The sequence below is a fragment of the uncultured Idiomarina sp. genome, assembly GCF_964010655.1.
Lineage (GTDB): Bacteria > Pseudomonadota > Gammaproteobacteria > Enterobacterales > Alteromonadaceae > Idiomarina > Idiomarina baltica.
Genome location: NZ_CAXGLS010000003.1, coordinates 14,950 through 29,231, shown reverse-complemented (window position 1 = coordinate 29,231; position 14,282 = coordinate 14,950). Strand labels below are relative to the sequence as shown.

At 46.5% G+C, this 14,282-nt stretch carries 13 protein-coding genes; 4 read left to right on the top strand and 9 right to left on the bottom strand.

Annotated elements, in window-relative coordinates; all coding sequences use genetic code 11:
• Positions 1 to 17: 17 nt before the first annotated feature.
• Positions 18 to 521 (top strand): CinA family protein, encoded by a 504-nt coding sequence (locus ABNS04_RS01540; protein WP_006956032.1) that lies wholly within the window; start codon positions 18 to 20, stop codon positions 519 to 521.
• 63 nt (positions 522 to 584) lie between these two features.
• Positions 585 to 1,667 (top strand): recombinase RecA, encoded by a 1,083-nt coding sequence (gene recA / locus ABNS04_RS01535; protein ID WP_006956031.1) that lies wholly within the window; start codon positions 585 to 587, stop codon positions 1,665 to 1,667.
• A gap of 66 nt (positions 1,668 to 1,733) precedes the next feature.
• Here the strand turns inward: recA and ABNS04_RS01530 are convergent, their stop codons facing one another.
• Complete coding sequence (locus ABNS04_RS01530) at positions 1,734 to 3,053, bottom strand: anti-phage deoxyguanosine triphosphatase (RefSeq protein ID WP_272978054.1); 1,320 nt, start codon at positions 3,051 to 3,053, stop codon at positions 1,734 to 1,736.
• 13 nt (positions 3,054 to 3,066) lie between these two features.
• Positions 3,067 to 4,281 carry an HDOD domain-containing protein gene (locus tag ABNS04_RS01525; protein WP_272978053.1) on the bottom strand — a complete coding sequence of 405 codons (1,215 nt, stop codon included), beginning with the start codon at positions 4,279 to 4,281 and terminating at the stop codon, positions 3,067 to 3,069.
• Between the two features lie 87 nt (positions 4,282 to 4,368).
• Here ABNS04_RS01525 and rssA point away from each other — a divergent pair, with 87 nt between their 5' ends.
• Entirely contained in the window at positions 4,369 to 5,343 is a 975-nt protein-coding gene (gene rssA, locus ABNS04_RS01520) for a patatin-like phospholipase RssA (protein ID WP_006956028.1), read from the top strand.
• An 81-nt stretch (positions 5,344 to 5,424) separates the two neighbouring features.
• Here rssA and putP read toward each other — a convergent pair whose 3' ends face one another.
• Genes putP through pspF form a run of 7 tightly spaced genes read right to left on the bottom strand, consistent with a single transcriptional unit; the run spans position 5,425 to position 13,383 of the window.
• Positions 5,425 to 6,948, bottom strand: a complete 1,524-nt coding sequence (gene putP / locus ABNS04_RS01515; protein WP_006956027.1) for a sodium/proline symporter PutP — start codon at positions 6,946 to 6,948, stop codon at positions 5,425 to 5,427.
• Between the two features lie 17 nt (positions 6,949 to 6,965).
• Entirely contained in the window at positions 6,966 to 7,778 is an 813-nt protein-coding gene (locus tag ABNS04_RS01510; RefSeq protein ID WP_006956026.1) for an ABC transporter ATP-binding protein, read from the bottom strand.
• A complete protein-coding gene (locus ABNS04_RS01505) occupies positions 7,775 to 8,767 on the bottom strand; it encodes an oligopeptide/dipeptide ABC transporter ATP-binding protein (protein WP_006956025.1) in 993 nt (330 codons plus the stop codon). Before ABNS04_RS01505 ends, ABNS04_RS01510 begins: the two co-directional genes overlap by 4 nt.
• A 1-nt stretch (position 8,768) precedes the next feature.
• Complete coding sequence (locus tag ABNS04_RS01500; RefSeq protein ID WP_006956024.1) at positions 8,769 to 9,662, bottom strand: ABC transporter permease subunit; 894 nt, start codon at positions 9,660 to 9,662, stop codon at positions 8,769 to 8,771.
• A complete protein-coding gene (locus tag ABNS04_RS01495) occupies positions 9,649 to 10,677 on the bottom strand; it encodes an ABC transporter permease (protein WP_006956023.1) in 1,029 nt (342 codons plus the stop codon). The genes ABNS04_RS01500 and ABNS04_RS01495 overlap by 14 nt, the downstream gene beginning before the upstream one ends.
• Positions 10,674 to 12,296 carry an ABC transporter substrate-binding protein gene (locus ABNS04_RS01490; RefSeq protein ID WP_348671168.1) on the bottom strand — a complete coding sequence of 541 codons (1,623 nt, stop codon included), beginning with the start codon at positions 12,294 to 12,296 and terminating at the stop codon, positions 10,674 to 10,676. The genes ABNS04_RS01495 and ABNS04_RS01490 overlap by 4 nt, the downstream gene beginning before the upstream one ends.
• Before the next feature lie 4 nt (positions 12,297 to 12,300).
• The gene (gene pspF / locus ABNS04_RS01485) at positions 12,301 to 13,383 is read right to left on the bottom strand and encodes a phage shock protein operon transcriptional activator (protein ID WP_272977539.1); all 1,083 of its coding nucleotides are present in this window, start codon (positions 13,381 to 13,383) and stop codon (positions 12,301 to 12,303) included.
• A 204-nt stretch (positions 13,384 to 13,587) separates the two neighbouring features.
• Between pspF and pspA the strand changes: the two genes are divergently transcribed.
• Positions 13,588 to 14,265 (top strand): phage shock protein PspA, encoded by a 678-nt coding sequence (gene pspA / locus ABNS04_RS01480; protein WP_006956020.1) that lies wholly within the window; start codon positions 13,588 to 13,590, stop codon positions 14,263 to 14,265.
• Positions 14,266 to 14,282 lie beyond the last annotated feature (17 nt).

Below are 14,282 nucleotides of genomic sequence, written 5' to 3'. Positions count from 1 at the left end.
CAACGAGGACTGCGTCTATGGTAACAAGCAGCGGAAACTGGGCGCAACTGATTAAACACGCAAATGCGTTAGCAGAGCAACTAAAGCAACGGCGTCAAACTGTAGCCACGGCCGAGTCGTGTACCGGCGGTGGAATAGGCTATCTTCTGACAGAGATTGCAGGCAGTTCTGGCTGGTTCAATGGCGGTCTCATCACCTACACTAATGCACTAAAACAAAAGTTGCTGGGTGTATCGAGTGAGGTACTTGAACAGCAAGGCGCGGTGTCTAAAGCCTGTGTTGAGCAAATGGCGCGCGGAGCCATGAAGCAGTGCCAAAGCGACTGGGCAATTGCTGTGAGTGGCATTGCAGGCCCCGGTGGAGGGAGTGTCGAAAAGCCAGTGGGTTTGGTGTGGATGGCGATTTGTGACGAGAAGCGCTGTGATACTTATGAACAGGTATTTGAGGGTGATCGCAGCGAAGTCAGATTAGCGACCATCGACTATGTGTTAAGTCGATTACTGGAAAATTTAAACAAATAAACTTGATACTGTGAATTTATACAGTATACTCACAGGTGTAAACGAAACAAATTGGAGCATAGCATGAGCAACGATCGTTCAAAAGCACTGGACGCCGCCTTAAGCCAAATCGAACGTCAGTTTGGCAAAGGCTCTATTATGCGTTTGGGTGACAACCAAACGATGGATATCGCATCGGTATCAACCGGTTCGCTAGGCCTAGATGTCGCCTTAGGTATCGGTGGTTTGCCGTTTGGACGAGTAGTTGAAATCTACGGTCCAGAATCAAGTGGTAAAACAACACTAACTTTACAAGTCATCGCTGAAGCGCAAAAAGCAGGTAAAACGTGTGCGTTCGTCGATGCAGAGCATGCATTAGATCCGATTTACGCAGAAGCACTAGGCGTGCGTGTTGATGACTTGCTAGTCTCGCAGCCCGATACGGGTGAACAAGCGCTAGAAATTTGCGATATGCTCGTCCGTTCAGGTGCCGTCGATGTGGTGATTGTCGACTCAGTTGCTGCGCTGACACCGAAAGCAGAGATCGAGGGCGAAATGGGCGACAGCCACGTTGGCTTGCAAGCTCGTTTGATGTCGCAAGCATTGCGTAAACTGACCTCTAATATCAAAAAGTCCAACAGCTTATGTATCTTCATCAACCAAATACGTATGAAGATCGGTGTTATGTTTGGTAATCCAGAAACCACAACCGGTGGTAACGCATTGAAGTTCTATTCGTCTGTGCGTTTAGATATCCGTCGTACCGGGGCGTTGAAGGAAGGCGACGAAGTGGTCGGTAACGAAACGCGCGTTAAAGTCGTTAAAAATAAAGTGGCTCCACCGTTTAAAGAAGCGAACTTCCAAATTATGTATGGGCGTGGCATCTCGAAAGAGGGTGAATTGGTTGATTTAGGTGTGAAGCATAAGCTTGTTGATAAGGCGGGTGCTTGGTATAGCTACAACGGCGACAAAATTGGTCAAGGTAAAGCGAATGCAATGAAGTTCTTGCAAGAGAATTCTTCAATTGCTGAAGAGATCGAAAGTAAATTGCGTGAACTTCTTTTGGTTAAACCTGCAAAGAAAGATAAGAATGAGGCCGCTGCTGATGATGGCAAAGACAAGGGTAAGTCGAAAGCGAATACCGATGATGACTTGTCATTGAGCTAACCTTTAGCAATCGATAAAAAAGCGCCTCAGGGCGCTTTTTTTATCAAATCATCTGTCTCGAGGTGCTTATATTCGGGGTGGTTGAACAGAAAATAGCTCTTGGTGCAGTCTTGCAGCATAAGCATCGGTCATGCCAGAAAGATAGTCGGAAATGACGCGTGCAGAGTTCCAACCTTGCTGCTTCGCCGCTTTGTAGCGTGTCGCAGTATTGTCAGGCAATAATCGGTCTGGCTCTACTGATAACGCATCGAACAGCTCCATGACAATTTGTTGCCCCTTAAACTCCTGCACTTGCATTTCTGGTTTACGAATCACAAAGGTAAAAATGAAATGCTTCAAAGCGTTTAACAGCTGTTGTTCTGTCTCGGCCAATTGCGCCTTGTAAGATAGTAAATCGGATTCAAACTGTTCACTCTGACAGACGAGTTGAGTAGAGGTTAGTATACGATTGACTAAACTACCAATTGCCGCTTTGCGCTGATAATGATGACTCGAAAATAAGTTATCGGTGAGTTCTACGGCGTCAAAATCGACGAGAGCAGAGGCAAGTTCTTGAAGCTTAGGAAACATTTGCTCGAGCCAAAGTTCACGATTGATTAAGCCAACTACGATTGCATCCTCAAGGTCATGCACACCATAAGCGATATCATCTGCGATCTCCATGATGGAGGCGTCGACACTTTTAAATGCGCTGCGACCATGACGATCCGTGGTGGGCATTTCGCTGAACTGACCCAAGTGTTCACGGTCGGATGCAGAAAGTGGCTCAAGTAACCAATCGAGTGCAATACTATCATCATCGTATAAGGCTTTAGCCGGTAACCACTGGCGGGTGGGTAAGTGGCGAAAATGAGTAACATCATCGGGCAAAATTGCTCTTCGTGCCGCCGACATCAACACAGGGTATTTAAGCAAGCCCAGCAAGGTACGTCGACACAAGTTCATACCGGCATCGGGTGTGTAGGCTTCAATTTGCGTCACAATACGAAAGGTTTGCCCATTACCTTCAAATCCACCGTGACGTCGCATCATATAATTGAGTGCTATCTCACCACCATGACCAAATGGCGGATGGCCAATATCGTGAGCGAGACAAAGTGATTCGATTAATGACTTCGAAAGACCCAGTGAGCGACTTATATCGGGTTGTTGCTGGTGAAGATGCGCGACTAGGCTTGAACCGATTTGACTGGCTTCTAATGAATGAGTGAGTCGTGTACGAGGGAAGTCATGCATACCAATATACATAACCTGTGTTTTGGCCTGCAACCGACGAAATGCCGCCGAATGCAAGATACGTGCTTTATCACGCTGAAATGGTGAGCGGGTATCACCTTGTCGAGAAGGCGCTTCTGCTTGACGCGCTAACCACGCTGATGAATGCATACTGACGTCCTATTTAAGTTTTTGCGAAGGATTGACCCCATTGTTGTGCTTGTTGGTAATATTCAATCAGTTGTGCGGGTTTTATACGTAACCGCTGGGCTAATCGTTCAAGCTGCGTCCAGTTTCCCTGTTCTAAAACCTCACAGGTACGTAAGAAGAAAGCCATTGGACCCGTGCCTTCGATGAGTGGACGTTTTATTTCCTTAGCAATTGCGACGCCTGACAGGATCACCGTTAATTCGTTATCCATCATTGCATCGAGCTTCGATAGAACACCCGTCAAAAAGGCACTGGCAGGTTCTACCTTATACTGCTCATTATGTTGTGCTAAAAGCTCCATAAATCGGGCGCGAATAAACGAAAGCTTTATTAGCTCATCGGGCTTTCCGTCAGCGAGTGATGCGGCCGCAATCAGAGCGCTAAACTTACGAATCTCGACTTGCCCTAGTCGCACAATCGCTTGTTGAATCGAATTGATTTCTGAATGCCGACGGAAAAAGGCCGAATTAACAAACTTGAGCAGTTTATAGGTTAAGCCAATATCTTGCTCGATCAGCTCGGCGACCGAGTCGATATGATAATTAGGTTCACTGGTGAGTTCGAGTAGGCGCATGCAAACGGCCTGTGAAGAGCTCAACACACGTTTTTGAATAAGTTCTGGTCGCGCAAAAAAATACCCTTGAAACAGTGTGAATCCGAGCGACTTGGCTTGTTGATACTCATCATAGGTTTCTATTTTTTCAGCCAATAAACGACCTGTAAAAAAACGCAAATCCTTAAGCAACTGATTAATGTGAGCGGTATTCATTGCACGAAAATCGACTTTTATAATGTCGACGTAGGGCAGGAATTCATGCCAGTCTGGATGATACTCAAAGTCATCTAATGCTATTTGGTAGCCTTCACCTTTATAACGTTGGACGGCTTCAAGAATGGCCGGTGTGGGTGGGATATCCTCTAAAAGCTCGATCACGGTTTTATCTGTCGGCAGCAGGCTGGGTAAGCCATCGAGTAAAGCGCTTTCAGAAAAATTTACAAAAGCAAAATTATTATCGGTTAATAATTTTACCCCGGCGTTGAACTCACTTCCTTCAACTAACCGTATAGTAGCCTCATCGGATGCGATATTAGGAAACGAATTATTTGGTCCATCTCGAAAAAGTAGCTCATATCCGTATATAGCTTTTGATTCGTTGAGTATGGGCTGACGAGCAACGTAAAAAAACACCGAGTAGACTCCACGCTTGTAATTAATCTATCCTTGACGTTAGTGTGAACAGTTTACGCATATTGTTAACAATTGGGAAGTCGCGACATGTCAGAAGTTAAAGTTGCTCTTGCGCTGGGTTCGGGAGCCGCAAGAGGCTGGTCTCATATTGGTGTGATTAAAGCGCTAGAAGAAATGGGCGTGCATATCAATATGGTTGCAGGTACCTCTATTGGATCGTTGGTGGGCGCGGGCTATGCCTCTGGCCGCATAGAGGAAATAGAAGACTGGGTTTTGAATATGGGTCGTTGGGAAGTTTGGAATCTTCTCGATTTTGGCTTCAACCAAGGCGGACTTATCGGTGGAGAAAAGGTATTCAATGTCGCTCGTGAGCAATTCGGGGCTAAAAAAATCGAAGACTTACCGATTACCTATGGCGCTGTGGCTACCGATCTTTACAGCGGCCGTGAAATTTGGTTGCGAAAAGGTGACTTATACGATGCTTCACGTGCTTCCAGCGCTATGCCGGGGGTTCTTGCTCCCACAGCATTTGATGGGCGATGGTTGATTGATGGTGGGCTAGTGAATCCAGTCCCGGTTTCGTTATGCCGAGCACTCGGTGCGGATTTCGTAATTGCTGTACACCTCAATTCGCAACTTAATGCGCGTGTCGCCGAGCAGCGAGGGCGTAGTATTCCACCCCAAACTGAAGCTGAGCAAGTACAAAAGGAAAAAATAGATGAAAACGAGGGCAACGCCGAGCATAGCTTCTTTGAGAACTTTTGGTCGAGCAGCAGTCACTACATTGATAATTTAAAAGATAGGTTCAAGGCGAATCCTCATAAACCACCGGGTATGTTTAGCGTCATGTCAGGAGCAATTGATATTATGCAAGAGCGTATTACAAAGGCTCGAATGGCGGGTGATCCTCCCGATATTTTAATTCAGCCCAAACTCGGACATATAGGCATCATGGAATTTGATCGCGGTAAAGAGGGTATCGAGATTGGCTACGAAACGACTAAGCGGATGGAAGGCTTAATTATGGACGAAATCCAACTGTATGCTGAGCGTCGCGGCTGAAACCTCACTTTCGAAAACATAAAAAAAGCCACCGTTAAGGTGGCTTTTTAGTATCTAACTGCAGCGTCTAACTACTTAGCTTTACTTGGCAGTGTGATAATGGTCATCCATGATCTGTTCCATTTCGTCGAACTTATCACGGAGGTTTTGGTCGGGTTCTGCCGTTACCAAGCTACCGACGATGATAGCGATAGTCGAGATAATGAAACCTGGAACGATCTCATATACGTAGGCGCTTAGATGCTCGCCGCCAACGGTTGGACCGTAGATCCAGATAAGGACAGTAATAGCACCTAACAGCATACCGGCAAGTGCACCGTGACGGTTCATACGACGCCAGAATAAGCTTAAAATAACGACTGGACCAAAGGCTGCACCGAAACCGGCCCACGCGTTAGATACGAGTGAGAGAATCGTGTTTTCGGGGTTCCACGCTAACCAAATAGCGACTAAAGATACCAGTAATACAGAAATTCGACCGACGGCTACAAGCTCTTTATCAGACGCATCTTTGCGTAAGAACGCTTTATAGAAGTCCTCGGTGAGTGAACTTGAGCTCACTAACAGCTGCGAAGAAATGGTACTCATGATAGCCGCAAGAATCGCTGCTAACAGGAAGCCACCAATCAGCGGATGGAATAGGAACTGCGAGAAGATGATGAAAATCGTTTCCGCATCGTTCAGCGTCATTTGAGTTTCCGCCACATAAGCAATACCAACAAAGCCTGTCGCCATGGCACCGATGATTGACACAAACATCCAGCTAATACCAATGCGACGTGCGTTTTTGATATCACTCACTGAGCGGATCGCCATAAAGCGCACGATAATGTGGGGTTGACCAAAATACCCCAGACCCCAAGCAAGCAAGGATATGATACCGAGTGCGGCGAGACTTTCCCCGGTGGAGCCGTCCATAAAGAAGTCGAGGAATTGTGGGTTGATGTCTTTGACTTGACCGACCACATCACTATAACCACCGAGCTCAGCAAAGGCTACGATAGGCACAAGCACCAGTGCGACAAACATGATACAGCCTTGCACAAAGTCGGTCATACTTACAGCGAGGAAGCCACCGAACAGGGTGTACGCACAGACAACACCAGCGGTTACCCATAAGCCTGTCGTGTAGTCCATGCCGAAGGAGCTATCAAATAGCTTACCCCCTGCGACTAAGCTCGCTGATGTGTATAACGTAAAGAAGATAATGATAACGACGGACGAGAAAATACGTAGCGCACGGCCTTTATCGTTAAAACGATTGGCAAAATAATCTGGAATTGTAATCGCGTCATCGGCTACTTCAGTGTATGTGCGCAATCTGGGTGCGACAATCACGTAGTTAAGATAGGCGCCAATGACCAAACCCACAGCAATCCATAGTTGCGATACGCCGGCAACATAAATCGCTCCGGGTAGACCCATCAACATCCAACCACTCATGTCAGACGCACCTGCAGACAACGCTGTCACAGCGGGCCCTAACCCACGGCCACCTAGCATATAGCCAGAAACCGAGTCGGTTGACTTCTTATAGGCATATAAGCCAATGCCCAGCATGACAATGAAGTACAGCGCTAGCGATATCAGAGTACCTGTTTCCACATTAAACTCCTGTCTTGTTATTCGGTAACCTTAGCGCTCGAGTTACCGGTTATTTGAGAATGATTAATTAAGTGTTCATGCAACAAGGCTTGTACGTAAGGTTGTTGCTTCTCTGTTAATAAACGTTCTGTTTCATTAAACGCGATCATTTTACCACGATATAAAATTAAGATCTTGTCAGCAATATGTTTCACGATCTGTGGCGAATGTGTCACGATAATATAAGAAATACCCATATCTTTTTGAAGATCGAGCATTAGATTAATAATTTGTGCTCTAACGGATGGGTCGAGTGCGACCAAAGCCTCATCAGCTACGACGATTTGCGGATCCAAAATAATGGCTCGCGCTATCGCGACACGTTGCTTTTGTCCGGTCGAGAGCATGTGCGGATAAAACGCCGCATGCTCTGCCAGCAAGCCCACCTTACGTAAAGTACTGTGAATCAGCTGTTTTCGTTCACTATTGGACATTTCGCGATTGAATAAGAGAGGCTCTTCAAGCTGTTGACCTACTGTTAATTGCTGGTTCAAAGATTTATCGCTGTCTTGAAAGACCATACGAATATTTTGGCAACGACGCTTGGATTGTGCGTAATTCAGCTTTTGACCATTTAAATACAGTTCACCGCCAGATGGCGCTTCGACCCCGGCAATAATTTTAGAGAGCGTGGATTTACCTGAGCCTGTTTCGCCCATAATAGCGAGCGTTTCCCCCGCTTCAAGTGTGAAGGAAGTCGGTTCTAAAGCGACTGACTTCTTACTCCACGGCCAAGAACGGCGTGGTCTGAAGGTCTTAAATAAATCGACCGCTTCGAGTAAGTGACTCATGCTTCAGGCTCATTTAAAGGGAAGTGACAATAATAGCTCTGCTCATCGCGATGGCGGACCAACGGCGCTTTGACACACTGTTTTTGCGCGTATGGACAACGAGGTCCCAATCGGCAGCCAATCGGCATATGGCGCAATGTAGGTACGGCACCGGGCAAACTCGGTAACTTGGATTTAGGCTCAAGTTCCGCGTGTGCTTGGAGGCTCATTTTTATCATCGCATCGGTGTAAGGATGAGCAGGGCGGTTTAATACAGTTTCCGTATCACCGTGCTCCATCATTTGGCCGCAGTATAACAGTGACACACGTTGGGTTGCGGGTAAGATTGAGGCGACATCTTGAGTAATTAAAAGTACCGACATGCTCTGACTTACCGCAAGCTTTCCCAATAATCGTTGGATTTGATCCTTCGTCGAAGGCTCCATTGCTGTTGTCGGTTCATCGGCGATCAGCAACTTGGGGCGGTGGGCGATTGCAATGGCAATACTCACTTTTTGAGCAATACCCTCCGAAAGCTCATAAGGGTAACTTTTCATAATGGCATCATGATCGCGAATACCGACCCGGTGAAGCAATTGAGCAACGCGTGTTTTGCGGTCGATTCTGCGATGCATAAAAGTGCCCGTTACGTCTCCGGCAGGGATAGCTTCAGTAATTTGTTCTGCGACGGTTGAGTTAGGATCTAGATAGGCTAATGGATCTTGAAAAATCATAGCCATATCGCGACCGGTTATCGCGCGACGCTGTTTGGGCGTCATCGCCAGCAAATCTTTGCCATTCCACCAAAGCCTGTCAGCAGTAACGTCCCAAAGCGGATTCAATACTCCAATTACGGCTTTAGCGAGAAGACTCTTACCGGAGCCCGATTCACCCACTAACGAGTGAACTTCACCTTCTTTTAACTGCAAGCTGACTTTGTCGAGCACACGCACACGTCCGTGAGGGCCATCCATTTCAATCGTGAGATTACGAATATCCAATAGGTCCATACTAGGTGTCCATGCGTTGTTTAATGGCGCGACGTAAGCTATCACCTACAACGTTGATGGCCATTATGGTGGCAAAGAGTGATAATCCAGGGAGCACCATACTCCACGGCGATAGGTATACCTCATCTAGGCTACGAGCAAGCATGCTCCCCCATTCGGGGGTTGGACTTTGTACACCTAACCCCAAAAAGCTGAGTGCGGCAATATCCATAATCGCGACCGATAGCGCGACGGTCAGCTGCATCACCAAAATAGGCGTAATATTGGGTAAAATCACCCGATACATGAGATACGTGTTACTACATCCATTTAAGCGTGATGCAGTGACGTAGTCCTTTTGCCATTCTTGATAGACCGCGTTCCGAGTAACGTAAATAAATTGCGGAACAAGCGACAGCGTAATGGCAATAATCGCGTTACCAAGCCCCGCTCCTAAAATCGCAATAAGCACTAGAGCGAGTAAAAAAGAGGGAATTGTTAGTAATCGATCCAGCGTCCGACCCAAAACACGCAACTTTGACTTTGTATCTGCACCGACCATAGCACCAATGAAAATTCCGATAGTCGAAGCTAGAATCACCATGATGATAGGTAGTCCAAAACTGAAGCGCCCACCAATTAGCAGGCGTGATAACATATCGCGTCCCAAGTCGTCTGTACCAAACAGGAATTGCATGTTGCCGTCATGTGTCCAACTTGGTGGTAAGGCAACGGCATCAACAAATTGAACATTGGCAGAATAGGGCGTTATCACAGGTGCAAGAATCACCAGCACTAATAAGGCGCCAAGTAACCAGAGCGAGATCATCGGCGCTAAGCGCCGTTTGAACGCAAACCAAACGAGCTGTAAGGGCGATGGATTGCGATCTTGGTAATATAATTCAATATCCGCCATATCGTTCTTCTCGAGTCATAGGAAAACGCCAGCCGCGGTAAATTTCAACTAATAAATTCAGCACTAAAATTAACCCCATGAGAGTAAACAAGACCATCTGAATAATGGGATAATCTCGCTCGATAATCGCCTTTAACAACCAAGCCCCTGCACCTGGCCAATTAAAAATATGCTCTACGATTACTAAGTTGGCCATCATCAAGCCAAAAATAAATGTCATTTGTGGTAAAACATCTTGCAGCACATTGGGTAGCGCATGTTTGAATAAGAGCCGTTTCTGACTCAGCCCACGTGCTCGGGCTGCTTTCACATAAGGTTTCTGCAACACCTCAATGGTTTGGTTTCGAGTAATGCGCAGCAACAGCATGGACGGCAAACTTGAGAGGGTCAGCACGGGCAGCACAAGGTGTAACAGCGCATCTTGGAGTGCAGCCAGCTTGTATTGGCTATCACTGAGCAAAATATCGATAATGACTGAACCTGTGATTGAATCGATCGCATACAGTGGATTGATTTGCCCAGTGATGGGGAGCCATTCGATTTGTACAGCGAACAAGAGAATTAAGAGCTGAGCGAGCCAAAACACGGGTATCGAATAGCCTGTCATGGCACTAGTCAAAATAAACTTGTCTAAATTGTGACGAAAATAATTAGCAGCCAGCATGCCGAGTGGCAAGCCGATCAGTACCGCCAGCGCAAAACTTAACAACACCAGCTCGGCACTCACCACTAAGTAAGTCGCCGCATCTTGCCAAACGTCGTTACCTGTCGACAGTGAAAGCCCCCAGTCAAATTGGGTGATATGCGCCAAATAATTTACATATTGTTGAATAACGGTACTGTCAAAAGCGCGACTCTCTAATGTTGCATTGTAAGCGGCCTGTCCATCTCGTATTCCGCTCATATTGGTAAGCGGATCCCCCGGGAACAGCCAATTAAGTGAAAACGTGACGACACTTAACACCAGAAGCGCTAAGAAGAAATAAAATAAGCGAGTCATTAAATAACGGGTCATTGGGCAGGTAGCTCCTTCCCTGCAAGTCTAAAGCTGATACCGCCATAAGGTGGCAGTTCCACGCCCTTGACGTACTCTCGTTGCGCCTGATAACGCATTGAGTGGGCAATCGGCAACAAGGGTTGTTGCTGCATCAGCAACTGCTGTGCAGAGTGATAAAGCTGCTTTCTTTGAGCATTATCCGTAGTTGAAATCGCTTGATAAAGAATCTGATCGAAGCCGTTATGACACCAATTAGCGCGGTTGCTGCCACTTGCAACCGCTGCACAACTTAGCAAAGGTCGGAAAAAATTATCAGGATCGGCATTATCGGCATACCAACCTATCAATACGGTATCGTGCTCCGAGCGGCTTAGTCGACGTCTGAATGTATTCCATTCGTAGCTTATTATGCGTGCATCAACACCCACCTCTGCCAAGTCTGACTGCATTAACTCCGCCATACGGCGCGCGTTTGGATTGTACACGCGCTGTACCGGTATAGCCCATATATCCATTTTAAATCCACGCGGGATTCCCGCTTCTCTGAGCATCTTGCGCGCCTTTTCTGGATTATAGTGATACTTAAGTTCTGCATCTGAAGACGCCCAAGAAGTGGGCGGTAATATGGATTCTGCTAACTCGGCATTACCGTAGTAAATTGTATCAATGATGGCTTCGCGATTGATCGCATAGCTCAATGCTTGTCGAACTTTAGGGTCGTCGAAAGGAGGTCGTTGAGTATTAAAAGCCCAGAACGACACATTAGGACTTACCTCCGATCGAACCTCAATTTCTTTCCGGTTCAATGACTTCAACTCACTGACGAGTGGATAAGGAATGACATCACACTCGCCGGTAACCAACTTCAGCATGCGTTTGTTCGCGTTAGGCGTAATGGAGAACACTAGACGCTCGATACTTGGTCCTTGTCGCCAATAGCTTTCGTGGCGTTGATAGCGAATGTAATAATCCTTTTTAAAAGCAACGAATTTAAAAGGGCCCGTGCCGATGGGCCGTTTATCGATAAGTTCACGTTGGCGATTGCTCGCCAATTGATCCGCATACTCTTTGGATAAAATAATGGCAAAGTCAGTCGCTAAATTTGCAAGAAAAGAGCTATCTGGATGCGTGAGAATGATATCAACCGTATATGGATCAACTTTCTGAACTTGGGAAATTAACTGATCCAAGCCGGTTGCCGCAAAGAACGGATAGAAACCGCCTCCGACAGAATGGTAGGGCGCATCGCTATCGAGCCAGCGTCGGAAACTGAAGACGACATCATCCGCGTTGAAGTAACGCGATGGGGTGAAGTAGTCGGTATCGTGAAATGTCACATTACGGCGTAAATGAAAACGATAGCGCTGACCGTTATCAAGCGCTTGCCAGTCGGTGGCAAGTGCACTGACAAAGCTCTGCTGTGCCGCATCATAGTCGATTAGACGGTCATATAATTGGGATGCTGTGGCATCAACCGTGGTGCCCGAGGTTACGCGTTGAGGGTTGAAACTCTCAGGGTTTCCCTCGGAGCAATAAATAAGACCATCCTGTAACGGTTCAGGCACTTGTGTTTGTTCACTACAACTCAGCAGCAAAAAACTAGCCAGTGCGGTAACTATAATCGACTGTTTAGACATTATTTTATTGCGTTCCCTCAAGCAGTTGATACTTTTTCAAGTAACCGCGCAACTGATGATAAGTAAGACCTAAGTGTTTAGCCGTGCGTTTTTGGTTATATTGACACAGTTTGAGTGCCTCGGTCAGCAATTGAATCTCGAATTGTTGCGATTGCTCCTTTAAATCGATGGGCTGCTCGATGGAGACCGGTGATAGGATTGATTCGTTAGCCGACTGCGTCGCGGCTGGACTCTCATCCTGCTCGACGCTTTGTGTCTCTGGTACCGGTCGAGTTGCCTCGGTCGATTGACTACGCGCTGGACGGTAGGGACTATCAAAGGCGTCGAAGATGATATCGCTGCCCGGTATGTGACCATTACCTGTTCGATAGACGCTGCGTTCAATCACATTCTTTAGCTCACGTACATTGCCTGGCCATTGATAATCCATCAGCGCCCGCTTAGCGCGCTCACTGAATCCACTAAACAACTCATATTCAAGTTCACGCGCCATATTAATAGCAAAGTGTTCTGCCAGTATCATAATGTCTTCACGACGATGCCGCAGTGGTGGCAGAGTGATAACGTCGAAAGCCAAACGATCGAGTAAGTCATGACGAAACTGACCTGCGTCAGCGAGGCTGGGCAAATCCTCGTTAGTGGCGGCAATCAAACGCGTATCCACTTTAATAGGGCGCGTGCCACCTACGCGCTCGAATTCACCGTACTCGATGACACGCAGTAGTTTTTCCTGAACCAACATCGACGTATTAGCGAGCTCATCTAAAAACAAACTGCCACCATCGGCACGTTCAAAGCGGCCTTCGTGTTTTTTTGATGCGCCGGTAAATGCACCAGACTCATGACCGAACAACTCACTCTCTAGCAAATTATCGTTTAGCGAGGCACAATTCAGCGTAACGTATTTCTGGTCCCAGCGTTGGGATAGATAATGACAACGAGCGGCAATGAGTTCTTTACCCGTTCCTCGCTCACCAATAATAAGGATGGGTTTATTTAAAGGTGCGACTTGAGAGACATGCTCAAGCACTTCAATGAAGCTATTGGATTGGCCTATCAGATTATCGGAGGGGCGGCTTCGGCTCATTTGATTATTTTTCCAGCTTTATAGTTATTTTTGCTAATTATTAGTCAAATTCACATAAAAAGGCAAGTATTAAAAATTGCACGGATTGAAAAACATCAATAAAATCAAATCATTACATAAAAAATATAAATTGGCGCAAATATTGAATGGATCTTGGCACGGTCGTAAGACCCAATTTGTATTTAACACCAAGGGGTATTAATTATGGGTATCTTTTCACGCTTTAGCGATATTGTTAACTCAAATATCAACTCACTGCTTGATAAGGCAGAAGATCCACAAAAAATGGTGCGTCTAATCATTCAAGAAATGGAAGACACACTTGTTGAGGTACGTTCGACATCAGCACGTTTGATTGCTGAAAAGAAAGATGTGCAACGTCAGCAGCAACGCGTCGAGCACGAAGTGTTGGACTGGGAAAATAAAGCGGAGTTGGCGCTATCTAAAGAGCGCGAGGATCTCGCGAAGCAGGCTTTGATCGAGAAGCAAAAAGCGCAGCAAGCGGTCGACTCATTACAGCAAGAGTTAGAGCGAGTTGATGAAAGCTTGTCGAAACTCAACGATGAAATTTCGCAGTTACAAGAAAAACTCGCGGATGCCAAGGCACGTCAGAAAACAATTATGATGCGAGAAAAAACTGCATCAAGCCGTTTGCAAGTGCGTAAACAGGTGGATAGCGGCAAAGTAGATGAAGCGATGATGAAGTTCGATCGTTACGAGGCCAAAATTGATGATATTGAAGCACAGGTTGATGCTTACGATATGGGCAAGCGAACTTTACGTGATGAATTTGCAGAGCTCGAAAATGAGAGTAAAGTGACTGATGAACTCGAGGCTTTAAAAGCGCGCATGAACGCAAAAAAGAACGAGAACAGTCAATAACTTAGCCTTTAGGACAA

Excerpts from the sequence above, each read along its gene's own strand:
- ABNS04_RS01495 (WP_006956023.1), bottom strand. The coding sequence starts at position 10,677 with ATGACCCGTTATTTAATGACTCGCTTATTTTATTTCTTCTTAGCGCTT.
- pspF (WP_272977539.1), bottom strand. The coding sequence starts at position 13,383 with ATGAGCCGAAGCCGCCCCTCCGATAATCTGATAGGCCAATCCAATAGC.
- ABNS04_RS01530 (WP_272978054.1), bottom strand. The coding sequence starts at position 3,053 with ATGCATTCATCAGCGTGGTTAGCGCGTCAAGCAGAAGCGCCTTCTCGA.
- ABNS04_RS01490 (WP_348671168.1), bottom strand. The coding sequence starts at position 12,296 with ATGTCTAAACAGTCGATTATAGTTACCGCACTGGCTAGTTTTTTGCTG.
- rssA (WP_006956028.1), top strand. The coding sequence starts at position 4,369 with ATGTCAGAAGTTAAAGTTGCTCTTGCGCTGGGTTCGGGAGCCGCAAGA.
- ABNS04_RS01500 (WP_006956024.1), bottom strand. The coding sequence starts at position 9,662 with ATGGCGGATATTGAATTATATTACCAAGATCGCAATCCATCGCCCTTA.
- ABNS04_RS01510 (WP_006956026.1), bottom strand. The coding sequence starts at position 7,778 with ATGAGTCACTTACTCGAAGCGGTCGATTTATTTAAGACCTTCAGACCA.
- ABNS04_RS01540 (WP_006956032.1), top strand. The coding sequence starts at position 18 with ATGGTAACAAGCAGCGGAAACTGGGCGCAACTGATTAAACACGCAAAT.
- ABNS04_RS01505 (WP_006956025.1), bottom strand. The coding sequence starts at position 8,767 with ATGGACCTATTGGATATTCGTAATCTCACGATTGAAATGGATGGCCCT.
- pspA (WP_006956020.1), top strand. The coding sequence starts at position 13,588 with ATGGGTATCTTTTCACGCTTTAGCGATATTGTTAACTCAAATATCAAC.
- recA (WP_006956031.1), top strand. The coding sequence starts at position 585 with ATGAGCAACGATCGTTCAAAAGCACTGGACGCCGCCTTAAGCCAAATC.